The organism is Pseudazoarcus pumilus (genome assembly GCF_002872475.1).
Classification (GTDB): Bacteria; Pseudomonadota; Gammaproteobacteria; order Burkholderiales; family Rhodocyclaceae; genus Pseudazoarcus; species Pseudazoarcus pumilus.
Genome location: NZ_CP025682.1, coordinates 398,407 through 413,638, shown reverse-complemented (window position 1 = coordinate 413,638; position 15,232 = coordinate 398,407). Strand labels below are relative to the sequence as shown.

Annotated in this window: 15 protein-coding genes; 8 read left to right on the top strand and 7 right to left on the bottom strand. The window is 66.6% G+C overall.

What is annotated here, in order from left to right; translation table 11 throughout:
* Window positions 1-111 precede the first annotated feature (111 nt).
* Both C0099_RS01960 and C0099_RS01955 read left to right on the top strand, forming a co-directional pair.
* Window positions 112-1,392 carry a sulfate adenylyltransferase subunit 1 gene (locus tag C0099_RS01960; protein ID WP_102248345.1) on the top strand — a complete coding sequence of 427 codons (1,281 nt, stop codon included), beginning with the start codon at window positions 112-114 and terminating at the stop codon, window positions 1,390-1,392.
* Between the two features lie 157 nt (window positions 1,393-1,549).
* Window positions 1,550-2,806, top strand: coding sequence for a nitronate monooxygenase (locus tag C0099_RS01955; protein ID WP_102245882.1), 1,257 nt, complete (start codon window positions 1,550-1,552; stop codon window positions 2,804-2,806).
* A gap of 223 nt (window positions 2,807-3,029) precedes the next feature.
* On the opposite strand, the gene C0099_RS01950 is transcribed toward C0099_RS01955, so the two are convergent.
* The gene (locus C0099_RS01950) at window positions 3,030-5,180 is read right to left on the bottom strand and encodes an AsmA family protein (RefSeq protein WP_164084860.1); all 2,151 of its coding nucleotides are present in this window, start codon (window positions 5,178-5,180) and stop codon (window positions 3,030-3,032) included.
* Window positions 5,181-5,355: 175 nt separating this feature from the next.
* Here C0099_RS01950 and C0099_RS01945 point away from each other — a divergent pair, with 175 nt between their 5' ends.
* Together C0099_RS01945 and C0099_RS01940 are read left to right on the top strand one after the other, a co-directional pair.
* A complete protein-coding gene (locus tag C0099_RS01945; protein ID WP_102245880.1) occupies window positions 5,356-6,777 on the top strand; it encodes an NfeD family protein in 1,422 nt (473 codons plus the stop codon).
* Complete coding sequence (locus C0099_RS01940) at window positions 6,774-7,553, top strand: slipin family protein (RefSeq protein WP_102245879.1); 780 nt, start codon at window positions 6,774-6,776, stop codon at window positions 7,551-7,553. The genes C0099_RS01945 and C0099_RS01940 overlap by 4 nt, the downstream gene beginning before the upstream one ends.
* A gap of 4 nt (window positions 7,554-7,557) precedes the next feature.
* Here C0099_RS01940 and C0099_RS01935 read toward each other — a convergent pair whose 3' ends face one another.
* From C0099_RS01935 to C0099_RS01910, 6 genes are all read right to left on the bottom strand, one after another.
* Window positions 7,558-7,875 carry a putative signal transducing protein gene (locus C0099_RS01935; protein WP_199797646.1) on the bottom strand — a complete coding sequence of 106 codons (318 nt, stop codon included), beginning with the start codon at window positions 7,873-7,875 and terminating at the stop codon, window positions 7,558-7,560.
* A gap of 7 nt (window positions 7,876-7,882) precedes the next feature.
* The gene (locus C0099_RS01930; protein WP_102248343.1) at window positions 7,883-8,758 is read right to left on the bottom strand and encodes an AEC family transporter; all 876 of its coding nucleotides are present in this window, start codon (window positions 8,756-8,758) and stop codon (window positions 7,883-7,885) included.
* Window positions 8,759-8,859: 101 nt separating this feature from the next.
* The gene (locus tag C0099_RS01925; protein WP_102245878.1) at window positions 8,860-9,384 is read right to left on the bottom strand and encodes an acyloxyacyl hydrolase; all 525 of its coding nucleotides are present in this window, start codon (window positions 9,382-9,384) and stop codon (window positions 8,860-8,862) included.
* 13 nt (window positions 9,385-9,397) lie between these two features.
* On the bottom strand, window positions 9,398-10,726 hold the full coding sequence (gene hslU / locus C0099_RS01920; RefSeq protein ID WP_102245877.1) for an ATP-dependent protease ATPase subunit HslU: 1,329 nt from the start codon (window positions 10,724-10,726) through the stop codon (window positions 9,398-9,400).
* Entirely contained in the window at window positions 10,723-11,262 is a 540-nt protein-coding gene (hslV, locus tag C0099_RS01915) for an ATP-dependent protease subunit HslV (RefSeq protein WP_102245876.1), read from the bottom strand. The genes hslU and hslV overlap by 4 nt, the downstream gene beginning before the upstream one ends.
* 20 nt (window positions 11,263-11,282) lie before the next feature.
* A complete protein-coding gene (locus tag C0099_RS01910; protein ID WP_228151627.1) occupies window positions 11,283-12,329 on the bottom strand; it encodes an STAS domain-containing protein in 1,047 nt (348 codons plus the stop codon).
* A gap of 239 nt (window positions 12,330-12,568) precedes the next feature.
* On the opposite strand from C0099_RS01910, the gene ybgC reads away from it, so the two are divergent.
* The 4 genes from ybgC to C0099_RS01890 are packed head-to-tail and all read left to right on the top strand — an operon-like array spanning window position 12,569 to window position 15,110.
* Window positions 12,569-13,012: a tol-pal system-associated acyl-CoA thioesterase gene (gene ybgC, locus C0099_RS01905; protein WP_102245874.1), complete on the top strand. Its 444-nt coding sequence runs from the start codon at window positions 12,569-12,571 to the stop codon at window positions 13,010-13,012.
* Entirely contained in the window at window positions 13,009-13,683 is a 675-nt protein-coding gene (gene tolQ, locus C0099_RS01900; RefSeq protein WP_102245873.1) for a protein TolQ, read from the top strand. Before ybgC ends, tolQ begins: the two co-directional genes overlap by 4 nt.
* A gap of 21 nt (window positions 13,684-13,704) precedes the next feature.
* Window positions 13,705-14,112 carry an ExbD/TolR family protein gene (locus C0099_RS01895; protein ID WP_102245872.1) on the top strand — a complete coding sequence of 136 codons (408 nt, stop codon included), beginning with the start codon at window positions 13,705-13,707 and terminating at the stop codon, window positions 14,110-14,112.
* On the top strand, window positions 14,109-15,110 hold the full coding sequence (locus C0099_RS01890) for an energy transducer TonB (protein WP_102245871.1): 1,002 nt from the start codon (window positions 14,109-14,111) through the stop codon (window positions 15,108-15,110). The genes C0099_RS01895 and C0099_RS01890 overlap by 4 nt, the downstream gene beginning before the upstream one ends.
* Window positions 15,111-15,232: the final 122 nt, after the last annotated feature.

Genomic DNA, 15,232 nt, shown 5'->3' with positions numbered 1-15,232 from the left:
ATATACGCGTTGAGCCAAAGGCGAAATGCGACGCTCCCGCGGATTGGCGCCGAACGTCGGAATTCGCTGCGCTCATCCCGACCTACAAGGAATCCACAAGGAATCATGAACATGTCCGCCCACGAAAACATCCCCGGCATCGACACCGGCCTGCTGCGCTTTCTCACCTGCGGCAGCGTAGACGACGGCAAGAGCACGCTGATCGGTCGCCTGCTGTTCGATACCAAGACCATTCTCGCCGACACGCTCAGCTCGATCGAGAAGACCTCGCAGCGCCGCGGCCTCACCGCCGTCGACCTGTCGCTGATCACCGACGGCCTGCAGGCCGAGCGCGAGCAGGGCATCACCATCGACGTGGCCTACCGCTACTTCACGACCGGCACGCGCAAGTACATCATCGCCGACGCCCCCGGCCACGAGCAGTACACGCGCAACATGTTCACGGCGGCCTCGACCGCCAACCTGGCGATCATCCTGGTCGATGCCCGCAAGGGCGTGCAGACACAGACACGGCGCCACTCCTATCTGGCGCATCTGGTGGGCATCCCGCATCTGGTCGTCGCCGTGAACAAGATGGACCTCATCGGCTACGACCGCGAGACCTTCGAGCAGATCCGCGCCGACTATCTGGCCTTCGCGCGCCGACTCGGTATCCCCGACGTGCGCTTCATCCCGATGTCTGCACTCAACGGCGACATGGTCGTCGAGCGCGGCACGAACCTGTCATGGTACGAAGGGCCGACGCTGCTGCAGGTACTCGAATCCACGCCCAACGCGCACACCGAAGAGCCCGAGGATTTCCGCTTCCCGGTGCAGTACGTGTGCCGCCCGCAGGATTCGGCCAATCCGGAACTGCACGACTACCGCGGTTTCATGGGGCGCGTCGAGTCCGGCGAGATCGCCGTGGGCGACGCGGTCACGGTGCTGCCTTCGGGACGCACGAGCACGATCCGCGCCATCGAGATCGGCGGCGTGCGCCAGCCGCTCGCGATCCACGAACAGTCGGTGACGCTGCTGCTCGAGGACGACATCGACGTCTCGCGCGGCGACATGATCGTCAAGAGCAGTGAGCAGCCGCAGGCCGTGCGCGAGATCGACGCCAACGTGTGCTGGCTGTCCGAGACGCCGCTGTCGAGCGCGCGCACCTATCTGGTGCGCCACACCACGCGCGAGGTCAAGGCCAAGGTCGTGAAGATCGACTACCGGCTGGATCTGAACACGCTCGACGAGGTCGACACGGATGTACTCGACACCAACGACATCGCGCGTCTGACCCTCAAGCTGGCGCAGCCCGTGTTCGCCGATGCGTACGGCGACAACCGCGCTACCGGCGCATTCATCCTGATCGACGAGAGCACCAACAACACCGTGGGCGCCGGAATGATTCGCTGATTCGGCACTCGGGGTGCGATAATCGCGGGGGCTTCGGCCCCCGTTTGCGTTTCGGGCCGCGACACGCCGGCATCGAGAACGCGAGCGTCCGCACCCATGCGCGCCCCGGAAACCGGGTCGCCGCAACGGCCGACACATCACGACGAAAGCAGATTACATGAAGCGCCTGGACGATTTCCGCCTCAAGTTTGGAGCCCGCGAATACGTGCCGATCATGATCGGCGGCATGGGCGTGGACATCTCGACCGCCGACCTGTCGCTGGTCGCCGCCCGGCTGGGCGGCATCGGCCACATTTCGGACGCCATGGTTCCGACCGTCAGCGACCGCCGCTACGACACCAAGTACGTGCGCGACAAGCAGAAGCTGTACAAATTCAATGTCGCGAACATGGACAAGTCGGCCGTGCAGTTCGACCTCGCGGTGCTGGCCGAAGCCACCGAGACCCACGTGCGCCGCACCATGGAGCGCAAGCAGGGCGACGGTCTGATCTTCATCAACTGCATGGAAAAGCTGACGATGAACGGGCCCAAGGACACGCTGCGCGTGCGCCTGCGCTCGGCGCTGGATGCCGGCATCGACGGCATCACGCTGGCGGCCGGCCTGCATCTGGGATCCTTCGCGCTGATCGAGGACCATCCGCGCTTTCGCGACGCCAAGCTGGGCATCATCGTGTCCTCGCTGCGCGCGCTGCAGCTGTTCCTGCGCAAGTCCGCGCGCACCAATCGCCTGCCCGACTACGTCGTGGTCGAAGGCCCGCTGGCCGGCGGCCACCTGGGTTTCGGCATGGACTGGGCGCAGTATGATCTGGCCACCATCGTCGCCGAAATCCGCGACTGGCTGCGCGAGCAGGAACTCGACATCCCGCTGATCGCCGCCGGCGGCGTATTCACCGGCTCGGACGCGGTCGCCCACATCGACAACGGCGCGGCCGCCGTGCAGGTGGCCACGCGCTTCACCGTGACGCGCGAATGCGGCCTGCCCGATGACGTCAAGCAGCACTACTTCACGGCCGAGGAGGAGGAAATCGAGGTCAACCAGATCTCGCCCACCGGCTATCCGATGCGCATGCTCAAGAGCAGCCCTTCGATCGGCTCGGGCATCCGCCCGAACTGCGAGGCCTACGGCTATCTGCTCGATGCCAACGGCGGCTGTGCCTACATCGACGCCTACAACCGCGAAGTCGCACTGCACCCGGACGAGAAGAAACTGAAGGTCATGGACAAGACCTGTCTATGCACCCACATGCGCAACTTCGACTGCTGGACCTGTGGCCAGTACACCTACCGGCTCAAGGACACCAGCGTGCGCGAGCCCGACGGCAACTACCGCTTGCTCGACGCCGAGCACGTGTTCCGCGACTACCAGTTCAGCACCGACGGGCGTATCGCGCTGCCGACCGGCGAATCCGCGTAGGTCGTCGGAACCAGCCGCAGGCGAGTCCGACACGCACGACCAAATCTCGCGCGGGGTGTCGCACTCGCTACGCTCGCTGCGACCTACTGGACGCGTGCGGAACGGCGATGGGCCGTAGGTCGGGTCGAGCCGCAGGCGAGTCCGACGCGCACGCCCCATTTTCAGCGCCGGCTGTCGCGCTCGCTACGCTCGCTGTGACCTACTGGACGGGTGCGGACGTAAATCAACGTCGCTGCAGGAAGTCTCCGAGGCCCTTCTTCAGCCCTTCCTGCAGTTCGGGCGCCACCTTGTCCTGCACGGCCTCCTCGAGCTTCTTCTGCGCTTCCTGCTTGACCCGATCCGTGACCAGGCTTTCGAGGTCGGGCCGGATCGACGGGTCGTCGAGATTGCCGGAGATGCGGATCGGCACGGTCACGCCCTTGAGCTGTTCCAGCCCTTCGCCGCCCTGCCCGGACAGCGACGCCACCACGCTCGCCCGCACCAGATAGTCCACGGTTTCATCGGGCAGGTTTGCGCTGCCTTCGCCGACCACGCGCAGCAGCGGTGAGCGCAGATCGAGATCATCGTTGCGCGCGACGCCGTCGGAAATGCGCACGGTACCGGAAAGCTCGGTGAAGTCGGTCTGGTTGGGCCCATCCCCGGCCGGCGCCGGCTTGCCGGTGAGCTTGGCCTGCGCCTGACGCAGGAACTGCGCGACGTTGATGCCCTTGATGGCGCCGTCGAGAAAGCGGAAATCCACGTTCCCGGCCAGTGTGCGCTTGATGGCATCGGTGTCGTTGCCGCGCGCCTGCAAGCGCGACTCGACGTTGGCGTTGCCCGTCAGACGCTGCTCCGCGCCGGACAGATCGGCCAGCAGCGGCCCGGCCTGCACACCCGACAACCGATTGGCGAGCACCATCGACAAGGTCTGCGCACGGCCGTCGAAGCTCGCGCTGCCGGCGTAGCTGCCCTCGTACATCTTCGCCGCGAGCGGCTCGAGGCGCAGCACGCCGCCTTGCGCCTTCACTTCCACCGAGATGTCGTTGATCGTCAGCCCGCGCGCCTTGATGCGCCCGGCGGTGAACTTGCCGACCACATCGAGGCCGCGCAACACGGCCGGGTCGAGGATGGCAACTGCGGCTTCGGCGCCCGCATCGGCGGGCGCGCCTTCGCGCGGCCCGCTCACCTCGCGCGGCGTCGCCTCGCCGTCTTCAGGCGGTGGCAGATAGCGGTCGACGTCGATGGCGTCGAGCGCGAGTTCGAAGCGCAGGGCCTGCTTGGCAAAGTCCGCGACCGACATCTCTCCGCTGAGACGACTGTCATCGAGCACAGCGACGAGATCGCCCAACCGCGCCGAGGACGCCGTAGCGTTGATGTTGGTCGACAGGCTTGCCTTCTTCAGCACGTCGCCCCCCACACCTTCAGGCAGCGCGACGTCCATCGCCGCGAGGAGCTTGCGCGGATCGAACTCGGGCACCTCGAAGCGTCCGGCAAAACTCGGGCTCTCGTTCAGCCCGTTGCCCGCCAGATCACCCCGCGCCTCGACGCCGTAGCTGCGCAGCACCAGACCGTCGAGCGCCGCCGTGCCGGCGGCCATGTCGACCGAGGCGTCCGCGTCCGCCGCAAACTCGGCCTCGCCCCCCGGCAAGCCGGCGCCCTCGCCCTTGAAGCGCAGTTCCAGGCCGTCGACGTCGAGTTTCGGTCCGACCGGATCGAACAGTACCGCGCCGCTCAGATCCACACGGCCGGCGACCTCGGGCTCGCTGACCGCGACATCGAAACCCATCTCCAGCGGGAAACGCTCACGCGGACGCACTTCGCCGGTCTTGAGCATGAAACCGTCGATCGCGTACTCGGCACCGGCCTGGCGATCGTCGAAGCGCACGCGCGCGTCGGCGATCTCGACTCCGGCCACGACGATCGCGCCGAGCCCACCCATGGCTTCGCCAGGCGAGGATGGCGGCGCCTCTTCGGGCGACTCACCCTTGCCACGCGCGGCCAGATCGTCCCAGTTGGTGCTGCCGTCGGCATTGCGCACGAGGTTCAGGTCAAGCCCGCGCAACACCACGCGGTCGACTTCCACTTCCTGGCGCAGCAGCGGCATCAGGCGTGCGCGCACCTCGACCTGTTCGACACGCGCGAACGGCGCATCGCCGAAGCCGGTTGCATTGCCCAGTTGCGTGGGTCCGATCTCGACACCAATCCATGGAAAAACGGACAGCGAGAGCTCGCCTTCGATCGCCAGGCTGCGCCCGGTGCGCTTCTCAACCTCGCTCTCGATGCGGTCACGATAATCGTTGGGGTCGAACACGAACGCAAGATAAGCCGCGACGACGCCGAAGAGCACGACCACCACGGCGAGCACGATCGCGACGATGCGAAAAGCGGTTTTCATGCGGGCCTCCAGATTTTTTTGCGCTGCCGCGCAGCCACGATGACGCTCCAGTAGAGCATTGCCGGCGCCGCGATGCAACGTGGAAGCGCAATCGGGCAGGAACATCGCGGGCCGGCTACACTCAGAGTCAGTACGAATGACTATTCGCCATGCGCCTTTTCGGCGCGGAGCCATCATGCCGAATGCATTGCAGCGCTGCGGCGCCTGCCTGCTGATCCTTCTCGCCCTCGCGATGTTCGGCGCCACCATGGCGCAGGAGCGCGGGCAGGCGAGCCGCGTGCTCGAAATTCCGGTCGAAGGGGCGATCGGGCCGGCGAGCGCGGATTTCGTGGTCGACCGTCTCGAGCGTGCGGCCGCATCCGGCGCGGGCCTCGTGATCCTCCGCATGGACACGCCGGGCGGGCTGGATACCTCGATGCGCGCGATGATCCGCGCCATTCTCGCCTCGCCCGTGCCGGTGGTGACCTGGGTCGGTCCGGACGGGGCGCGCGCGGCCAGTGCCGGCACCTTCATCCTGTACGCATCGCATATCGCCGCAATGGCGCCGGCGACCAACCTGGGTGCGGCCTCCCCGGTGGCCATCGGCGCGCCCGGCCCGGGCAGCGCCCCTGCGCCGCAGGACGACCCTGCCAAGAACGAAGAAGATCAGGAGGCGCCCCAGCGCGGTAGCGGCAAGCCCAGCGGAGACACGCTCAAGGACAAGGCCACCAACGACGCGGCGGCCTACATCCGCAGCCTGGCGGAACTGCGCGGGCGTGACGCCGACTTCGCCGAGCGCGCGGTGCGCGAGGCGGCCAGCCTGTCGGCCAGCGAGGCGCTCGAGGCCGGCGCCATCGACCTGATCGCGCGCAACGTCGATGAACTGCTCGAGGCCATCGACGGTCGCCAGATCGAGCTCGACTCGGGCAACGTCGTCACGCTGGCCACCGCCGGCGCCAGCGTCGAGCGTCAGCAGCCGGACTGGAAGCACCGCGTGCTGGCCGTGCTGTCGAATCCGCAGATCGCGGTGGTGCTGATGATGATCGGCATCTACGGCCTCTTTTTCGAGTTCACCAGCCCCGGTTTCGGCGTGCCCGGCGTGGCCGGGGCGATCTGCATCGTGGTCGCGATGTACGCCTTCCAGCTGCTGCCGGTCAACTGGGCCGGCGTGGCGCTGATCGCCTTCGGCGCGATGCTGATGCTGGCCGAGGCCTTCATGCCGAGCTTCGGCGTGCTCGGGGTCGGCGGGGTGATCGCCTTCGTCGTCGGCGGCCTGTTCCTGATCGACACCGAAGCGCCAGATTTCGGCGTGCCGCTGAGTTTCATCCTCGGCATGGCCGTGCTCAGTGCGGCGCTGCTGTTCGCGATCGGAACCTTCGCCGTGAAAGCGCGCGCACGCCGCGTGGTCAGCGGCGCAGAGCAACTGGTCGGCGCGTGCGGCAACGTGCTCGACGAGGAAAACGGCTGGCATGCGCGCATCCATGGCGAGCGCTGGCGGGTACGCTCCAATTCCACTCTCGCGCCCGGTCAGTCCGTGCGCGTCACCGCCATCGACGGACTCACGCTCGAGGTCGAGCCCGTCGCCCCGAACACCGACCCACACAGGAGCAATACATGATGTTCGATTTCGACTTCGGTCTGGGCATCGTCGCGATCGTCGTCATCGCGCTGATCATCAGTACCTTCCGCATCCTGCGCGAGTACGAGCGCGGCGTGATCTTCATGCTCGGCCGCTTCTGGAAGGTCAAGGGACCGGGCCTGATCATCGTCATTCCCGGCATCCAGCAGATGGTCAAGGTGGACCTGCGCGTGGTGACCATGGACGTGCCCAGCCAGGACGTGATCTCGCGCGACAACGTCTCGGTCAAGGTCAACGCGGTGCTGTACTTTCGCGTCATCGATCCGGAGAAGGCCATCATCCAGGTCGAGCACTACTTCGAGGCGACCAGCCAGCTCGCGCAGACCACGCTGCGCGCGGTGCTGGGCAAGCACGAACTCGACGAGATGCTCTCGGAGCGCGAGAAGCTCAACAACGACGTTCAGGAAATTCTCGATTCGCAGACCGACGCCTGGGGCATCAAGGTGGCCAACGTCGAGATCAAGCACATCGACCTCAACGACACCATGGTGCGGGCCATCGCACGTCAGGCCGAGGCCGAGCGCGAACGACGCGCCAAGGTGATCCACGCCGACGGCGAGAAGCAGGCCGCCCAGGCCCTGATGGAAGCGGCCGAGATGCTCTCGCGCGAACCGGCGGCGATGCAGTTGCGCTACCTGCAGACGCTCACCCAGGTGGCGGGCGACAAGAGCTCGACCCTGGTCTTCCCGGTCCCGGTCGATCTGCTCAGCTCGTTGATGGGCGGCAAGAGCGCCAAGCCCGAAGCCGGGAAATAGCCGCTCACGAGTCGAGGGGGCGGATGCGTCCGCAGTTCCAGCACTGCGCGAACTGCCCTTCGATGTTCTCGCCGCATTCGCAGCGCCAGTCGGGCTGCGGCGGCGCCGCCTCGGCCAGTTTCAGGACTTCCTGCGCGCGCTCGATGCTTTCGGTCGCATCGATCCATATCTGCGGCCCGGCCTCGATGAAGGGGATGTCGCCGAGGGCGCCGGCCAGATGCGTGTTGCGCACCTCGGCACGGATGCCGGCCGAGCGCAGCAGGTTGGCGCGATGGTGCGCATCGATCGCGTCGAGGCAGCGCAGGAACAGTTTCATCGCCATCGAAGGCTCACGGCAGCGCGATCGCCAGCGCGATCGGCAGTGTCACCAGCGCAGCCACATTGCCCACCAGCACCATCGATGCGACGGTCGCCGGCTCCTGACCGTAGCGCTCGGCGAAGATGTAGTTGAGCACCGCCGGCGGCAGCGCGCCGAATACGATCAGCAGCGCGCGCTCCTGCGGCGGCAGGTCGATGAACAGCATCACGGCGAAGGCCAGCGCCACGCCGATGGCCGGCCGCGCCACCGCGACGAGCACGCCGCGACCGACCGCGGCGATGGTGGAGTCGGCCAATCGGGCGCCGAGCGCGAACAGCATCAGCGGGATCGAAATCTCGCCAAGCATGCGGATCGAGGTGAGCAGCGGCGACCACACCTCGAGGCCGGCGATCGCCACGGCCAGGCCGGCAAAGGTCGCCATCACCGAGGGCACGCGCCACACGTTCCAGATGCGCACGCGGTGGTCGAGCAGCCAGGCGCCGTAGGAAAAATGCAGCAGGTTGGAGAGCATGAACATCACCACCGCCGGCGCCAACGCGACATCGCCGAAGGCCAGCACCGCCAGCGGCAGGCCGAGGTTGCCGCAGTTGTTGAACATGATCGGCGGCACCAGCGTGCGCAGGTCGATCTTCAACACGCGCGCGAGCAGCCAGGCGGCCAGGCCCGAACCGAACACGAGAATCAGCGTCGCCACGCCGAGCGGGATGAAACCACCGATCTCGAATTGCTGGTTGGCCAGCGCCGCAAACACCAGCGCCGGCACGAAGACATCCATGTTGAGCTTGTTCGCATGCGACAGGTCCGGCTTCATGCGCCGGCCGACGAAGTAGCCCAGGGTTGCGATCGAGAACAGCGGAAAGAGGATTTCGATGATGCGAACGGCGATGTCCATGAACCGGCGACTCCACGGCGCAGCGCGCGCCCTGCATGTTCAAACGAAAGGGGCCGGCACTCGGCCGGCCCGTTGCACGAGTGCGTCAGTTCCGCTCAGAAGCGGGCACCGACGACGATCTGCTGCATGTCGACGCCATCGTTGGGCCTCTTGATGTTGGCGTTCGAGTAGTGCGAGAAGCGCACGCCCAGCGAGAAGTGCTCGGCGAACTCCAGTCCGACGCCGATCCACTCGGTGAACTGGAAGCGTGTCGACAGCCCGCGCGGGCCCAGCGTGGTCTGGTCGAAGTAGGTCGCACCCAGGCCGAGCTCGAAATACGGCCGGATCGTGGCCGAGGCGTGGGCGATGCGAAAGCCCACACCGAGACCGCCATAGCTGACCTGATCGCGCTCTGCACGGCTGCCGCTGTAGCGGAAACGCCCGCCCTCGACGACCGGCTGCAGCCGCATCTTCCAGTTGCCGGCATCGCGCGACCACAGTTCGCCAAAACGCAGGCTCGCACCATGGAAGGTGATGTCGCCGCGCTCACCGTAGCGCAACTCCAGGGCGTTGTCGTCCGCCGAGGCCGGCACCGCCAGCATGTACGTCGCGGCGATCGCCGCGACGATGACCGTACGCATGGTCGCTCTCCCGTCAGAGCACGTAACGTGCAAGATCCTCGCGCTGCGCGAACATGTCCAGCCGTGCGTCGACACAGGCAGCGTCGACGAGCACTTCGGTGAAGCCCGGCTTGCCGGCCTCGAACGAGACCTCTTCGAGCAGCTTTTCCATCACAGTGTATAGACGACGCGCACCGATATTCTCGGTCTTCTCGTTGACCTGATAGGCAATTTCGGCCAAACGGCGGATTCCGTCGCGCGAAAACGACACTTTCACGCCGTCCGTGTCCAGCAACGCTTCGTACTGGCGCGTCAGGCAGGCATCGGTCTGGGTCAGGATGCGCTCGAAATCCTCGACCGAGAGGTTCTCGAGCTCGACGCGAATCGGAAAACGACCCTGCAGTTCAGGGATCAGGTCCGACGGTTTGGACAGGTGGAAGGCACCGCTGGCGATGAACAGGATGTGGTCGGTACGGATCATGCCGTACTTGGTCGACACCGTCGTGCCCTCGACCAGCGGCAACAGATCGCGCTGCACGCCCTGGCGCGAGACGTCCGCCCCCTGGGTGTCGGAGCGTGCGGCGATCTTGTCGACCTCGTCGAGGAAGACGATGCCGTCCTGCTCGACCGCGCGCACCGCGGCGATCTTGACCTCTTCATCGTTGATCAGGCGCGCGGCCTCTTCGTCGGCGAGCGCCTTGAGCGCCTCGGAAATCTTCATGCGACGCTGCTTGCGCTGCACCTGGCCCAGATTCTGGAACATGCCCTGGATCTGCTGGGTCAGCTCCTCCATCCCGGGCGGGGCGAAGATCTCGGTACTCATCGGCGATTGCGCGACTTCGATCTCGATGTCCTTGTCGTCGAGTTCGCCCTCGCGCAGCTTCTTGCGAAACTTCTGGCGCGTCGCCGAATCCGCCGGCTCCGAGTCGCCGTGGCCGGTGGGGCGTGCCGCCGGCAGCAGCGCATCGAGTACGCGATCCTCGGCGGCATCCTCGGCGCGCGTGCGCACCGAACGCATGGCCGCCTCGCGCGCATCCTTGACGGCGATTTCCACCAGATCGCGAATGATGGTCTCCACGTCGCGACCGACATAGCCGACCTCGGTGAACTTGGTCGCCTCGACCTTGACGAAGGGCGCGTTGGCCAGCCGCGCCAGCCGCCGCGCGATCTCGGTCTTGCCCACGCCGGTGGGGCCGATCATCAGGATGTTCTTGGGGGTGATCTCGCTGCGCAGCGGTTCGGCCACCTGGGCGCGGCGCCAGCGATTGCGCAGCGCGATCGCGACCGCGCGCTTGGCACGGTCCTGGCCGACGATGTGCTTGTCGAGTTCGGAGACGATTTCGGGGGGGGTCATCCAGGTCATGCGGGCAGCACCTCGACGACGTGGTTGTTGTTGGTGTAGATGCACAGGTCGCCGGCAATGCTCAGCGAGCGGCGCACGATGTCCTCGGGCGACAGTTCGGTGTTCTCGAACAGCGCGCGCGCGGCGGCCTGCGCATAGGCCCCGCCGCTGCCGATCGCGACGATGCCCTGCTCGGGTTCGAGCACATCGCCGTTGCCGGTGATGATCAGTGAGTGCTCGGCGTCGGCCACCGCCAGCATCGCCTCGAGACGGCGCAGCATGCGGTCGGTGCGCCAGTCCTTGGCCAGTTCCACCGCGCTGCGCAAGAGGTTGCCCCGGTGCTGGTCGAGCTTGGCCTCGAAGCGTTCGAACAGCGTGAAGGCGTCGGCCGTGCCGCCGGCGAAACCGGCGAGGATCTTGCCGTCGTGGATGGTGCGCACCTTGCGCGCACTGGCCTTGATGACGATGTTGCCGAGCGTCACCTGCCCGTCGCCACCGAGGGCGACTTCACGCCCGCGACGCACGGACAGGATCGTCGTACCGTGGTATTGCTCCATTCGAAATTCCTTTGATGCGTTCAGGGGCGCGGCGTGATCCTGGCGACCTGGCCCACACCCATCACGTGCAACAGCGCGAGCACCATCGCATTGACACCGCGCAGCGTGACGTTTCGCCCCTTGCCGCGCAGCGTCGACAAGACGTTGAACAGCGTGCCGGCACTGACGAAGTCCATGCGCCGCAACCGGCTGCAATCGACGACGATGTCGCTGCGCTCCTCGGCCAGTTCGACGATGCGACCGAAGACCGCGCTGCCGCCGCCGGCGATCTCGCCGTCGAAGGCCAGATGACCGCCGGCGCGCAGCGCGACACCGGCATCCGGCGCCGTATCCTCGGTCAGGGGCTCGACCGGATTCCAGGACGGCGGCGACTCTTCGAAGGTGATCGCGTAGTCGAGCGCCAGGTCGTCGAAACGCTCCTGCGCCCCCCCGTTCTGCAGCAACTCGAGCAGCAGCAGCCACAGCGAACGCTGTTCGGCCACGCCGACCTCAATGCGCGCGGACAGGGTCGTGACCAGTTTGTCGACGCCGGACAGTGAAACGCGCACGCGGGCGCGCCGCAGGCGCGCGACCGCGTCGAGCAGCAGCGCGCTGCCCTCGTCGTCGGCATCGCGCAACGAGGCCATGTCGATGCGTACCGCACGGTTGCGCTCGCCAAGCACGACGATCTGCTCGATCTGCTTGGCCAGCGCACTGGAGAGCAGGCCGGCGAGTTTCAGCGACGGTGTGGCACCGCCGCGCGCGCGCGGCGCCGTCGCCGACAGGTCCTGCCACGGCGGTGGCGAACGCTCGAAACGCGTTGCGTAGTCGATCACCTTCGCTTCGAAACGCTCACGCTGACCGGTCAAACGGTACAGGTCGAGGAGCATGGTCCACGGCCATTCGTCGTCGGCGTGACCGGCATCTGCAAGCAGGGCCTCGAGCAGGGCCTCGGCCTCGCGCACGTTGCCGTTGGCATAGAGCACGGCGACCTCCTCGCATGCCGACCCGATGCCGGTGCTCACCTCCTGCACTTCCACCAGGCTGGCGCATTCGTGCAGCGACAGCTCGTCATGATCCGGCGGCAAGCTGGAAGCCGCGGCTGAGGCGGGAACCGCACGATTGCGCTTGGGGGGAGTGACCACGCTCGATAACCTGTTGCCGATGTACCCGGAGCCGGGCGAAACGTCCTAAAGAATAGCATTGCACTCGCAATCGATGCACGTTCGGGCCAATTCCCAGCCATGCGCGGCACTTTTTACCATTCGATACAGCCACTCCTTCGCACGGGTACGCAGCACCGGCTGCGCTCGGCTAGAATGCCGCAATGCTCTCGACCGCCATGCCCGCGCCGAACGATGCTGCCTTCTCGATTCCCGCCCGGGTCTATTACGAGGACACCGATGCCGCCGGCGTGGTGTACTACGCCAACTACCTGCGCTACTGCGAACGGGCCCGCACGGAATGGCTGCGCGCGCTCGGCTTCGAGCAGCGGACCATGTGCGACGAGTTGCGCACGGTCTTCGTCGTACGCGCGGTGCAGGCCGACTATCTCGCCCCGGCCCGTCTCGACGACGCGCTGTCCATCGTCACCCGACTCACCCGTCTGGGCCGCGCCAGCCTGGTCTTCGCGCAGAGCGTGGTGCGCGGCGAGCAAGTCCTGTTCGATTCGCGCATCACGATCGCCTGCGTCAACGCCGCAAGCGGCCGTCCCACTCCGATCCCGACCGCTCTGCGGTCCCTGTTGCCAGCCATAGCCGACCCGACATGATCGCTAACGAGAACCTATCCATCCTCTACCTGATCAGCCAGGCAAGCCTGCTCGTGCAGCTGGTCATGGCGCTGCTCGCCGGCCTGTCCCTGATCTCCTGGTACTGGATCTTCCGCAAATGGTTCCAGATCCGCGCAATGCGTTCGAGCACCGGCCGCTTCGAACGCAGCTTCTGGAGTGGTGGCGATCTGAACACGCTCTACCAGAATGCGGCCTCATCCCGCCACACCTGCGTCGGCATGGAACGCATCTTCGAGGCCGGCTACCGCGAATTCACCAAGTTGCGGGCCAAGAGTCACGACCACGTGGCCATCATCGACGGCTCGCGCCGGGCGATGCTCGCCACCCACCAGCGCGAGATGGACGACCTCGAATCGCATACCGCCTTCCTCGCCACGGTCGGTTCCGTCGCGCCCTATATCGGCCTGCTCGGCACGGTGTGGGGAATCATGAATGCCTTCCGCGGCCTGGCCAACGTCAGCACCGCTTCGCTCGCGCTGGTCGCACCGGGCATCGCCGAGGCGCTGGTGGCCACGGCGATCGGCCTGTTCGCCGCGATTCCGGCGGTCGTCGCGTACAACCGCTTCACGCACGACATCGACCGCATCGGCATCCGCTTCGAGAGCTTCATGGAAGAATTCTCGAACATCCTGCAACGCCATCTGCGCTAAGCCGCTTCAAGGAGGTCCCCGATGCGCCAGCGCAGGCTCATGAACCAGATCAACGTAGTGCCCTACATCGACGTGATGCTGGTGCTGCTCGTGATCTTCATGGTTACCGCACCGATGATCCAGCACGGCTCGGTGGATCTGCCCGAGGTGTCTGACCTGCCGCCGCCGCCTTCGGAAGCGGTCTATGTGGTCGTGCGCACTGAGAGCCTTGCCCTGCAACGTTCCGTGAGTGACAGCCCGCAGGAGATGAGCAACGCACAGCTACGCACAGCCCTCACGGAACTGCTGGAAGCCAACCCAGCGCAAAACGTCATCGTCGCGGCGGATCGCAACGTCAGCTACGACCGCGTCATGACGACCCTCGACCAGCTTCGACGCACGGGCTTTTCACGTGTCAGCTTGCAGACGCAGAGCGGTCCCGGCAGATGAAGCACGATTGGCTGCGTACAGCGACACCCGACGCGGCGGGCAAATTCTGGTCAATGGTGCTGGCCGTGCTCGTGCATGTCGGCCTGGCCGTGTTCCTGTTCATCGGCGTGCGCTGGGAGACGCGTCCACCCGCAACGCTCGAGGTCGCCCTGGTGGGCGCCCCCGAGGAGCCCGCTGCCGCCAAGCCGGCACCCAAGCCCGCACCCAAGCCCGCCCCGAAGCCGGCGCCGGAACCCGAGCCCAAGCCCGCGCCCCCCAAACCGGAGCCGAAGCCGGAACCGCCACCTCCGCCGCCACCCAAGCCAGCAACGCCTCCGCCGCCGAAACCGGAGCCCAAACCCGCTCCGCCGCCTCCGCCCAAGCCGGAGCCGGCGCCCAAACCTGCGCCACCCAAGCCCGAGCCGCGGCCAGAGCCACCTCCGCCGCCGCCCAAGCCCGCGCCGACGCCGGAGCCGCCGCCGCCCAAGCCCGAGCCAAAACCGCAGCCACCGCAGCCACCGCGCCCGGAACCGGCCCCCTCGCCCCCGGCGCCCGAGCCGGAGCCGCCGCAGCCCGAGGCCGCGCCCGAACCCGCGCCGCTACCGGAACCCAAACCGAGCCCTCCGCCGGCGCCGCCGAAACCGGCCGCGGAACCGTCGCCACAGGTGCCGGACTATCTTTCGGAGCGCCTCGCGCAGGAGATGGCGCGTGCGCGCACCTCGCCGCAAGCAGACCCGGCCGCACTAGCCGCCTACGAGAACCTGCTGCGGCTGCACGTGCGCAGCCGGCTGATCATTCCACCCGGTCTGCAAGGCAATCCGGAGGCCTTGTTCAGGGTCACGCAACTGCCCAATGGCGACGTATCCAAGGTGGAATTGCTTCAGTCTTCGGGGAACGCACAGCTCGATATCGCAATCGAACGCGCCATCCAGCGTGCAAGCCCGTTACCCTTGCCGGAGGATCGAAAGCTGTTCCAGCGGGAACTGAGCATCACCTTCCGGCCGCTGGAGGCGCCATGATCCGGCACGGCAATCCGGCCGCAGCGCCCGCTCCCGTCACGCAAACCTTGACGGTATCGCGGTTTCACCAACGACCGGCGCGACCCGCAGCACGGGTCGCGCCGGCTATAATTTGCGGAGTC

What these genes read in the sequence shown, in the direction of transcription:
- C0099_RS01960 (WP_102248345.1), top strand. Translation starts at nt 112, where the DNA reads ATGTCCGCCCACGAAAACATCCCCGGCATCGACACCGGCCTGCTGCGC.
- C0099_RS01955 (WP_102245882.1), top strand. Translation starts at nt 1,550, where the DNA reads ATGAAGCGCCTGGACGATTTCCGCCTCAAGTTTGGAGCCCGCGAATAC.
- C0099_RS01950 (WP_164084860.1), bottom strand. Translation starts at nt 5,180, where the DNA reads ATGAAAACCGCTTTTCGCATCGTCGCGATCGTGCTCGCCGTGGTGGTC.
- C0099_RS01945 (WP_102245880.1), top strand. Translation starts at nt 5,356, where the DNA reads ATGCCGAATGCATTGCAGCGCTGCGGCGCCTGCCTGCTGATCCTTCTC.
- C0099_RS01940 (WP_102245879.1), top strand. Translation starts at nt 6,774, where the DNA reads ATGATGTTCGATTTCGACTTCGGTCTGGGCATCGTCGCGATCGTCGTC.
- C0099_RS01935 (WP_199797646.1), bottom strand. Translation starts at nt 7,875, where the DNA reads ATGGCGATGAAACTGTTCCTGCGCTGCCTCGACGCGATCGATGCGCAC.
- C0099_RS01925 (WP_102245878.1), bottom strand. Translation starts at nt 9,384, where the DNA reads ATGCGTACGGTCATCGTCGCGGCGATCGCCGCGACGTACATGCTGGCG.
- hslU (WP_102245877.1), bottom strand. Translation starts at nt 10,726, where the DNA reads ATGACCTGGATGACCCCCCCCGAAATCGTCTCCGAACTCGACAAGCAC.
- hslV (WP_102245876.1), bottom strand. Translation starts at nt 11,262, where the DNA reads ATGGAGCAATACCACGGTACGACGATCCTGTCCGTGCGTCGCGGGCGT.
- ybgC (WP_102245874.1), top strand. Translation starts at nt 12,569, where the DNA reads ATGCTCTCGACCGCCATGCCCGCGCCGAACGATGCTGCCTTCTCGATT.
- tolQ (WP_102245873.1), top strand. Translation starts at nt 13,009, where the DNA reads ATGATCGCTAACGAGAACCTATCCATCCTCTACCTGATCAGCCAGGCA.
- C0099_RS01895 (WP_102245872.1), top strand. Translation starts at nt 13,705, where the DNA reads ATGCGCCAGCGCAGGCTCATGAACCAGATCAACGTAGTGCCCTACATC.
- C0099_RS01890 (WP_102245871.1), top strand. Translation starts at nt 14,109, where the DNA reads ATGAAGCACGATTGGCTGCGTACAGCGACACCCGACGCGGCGGGCAAA.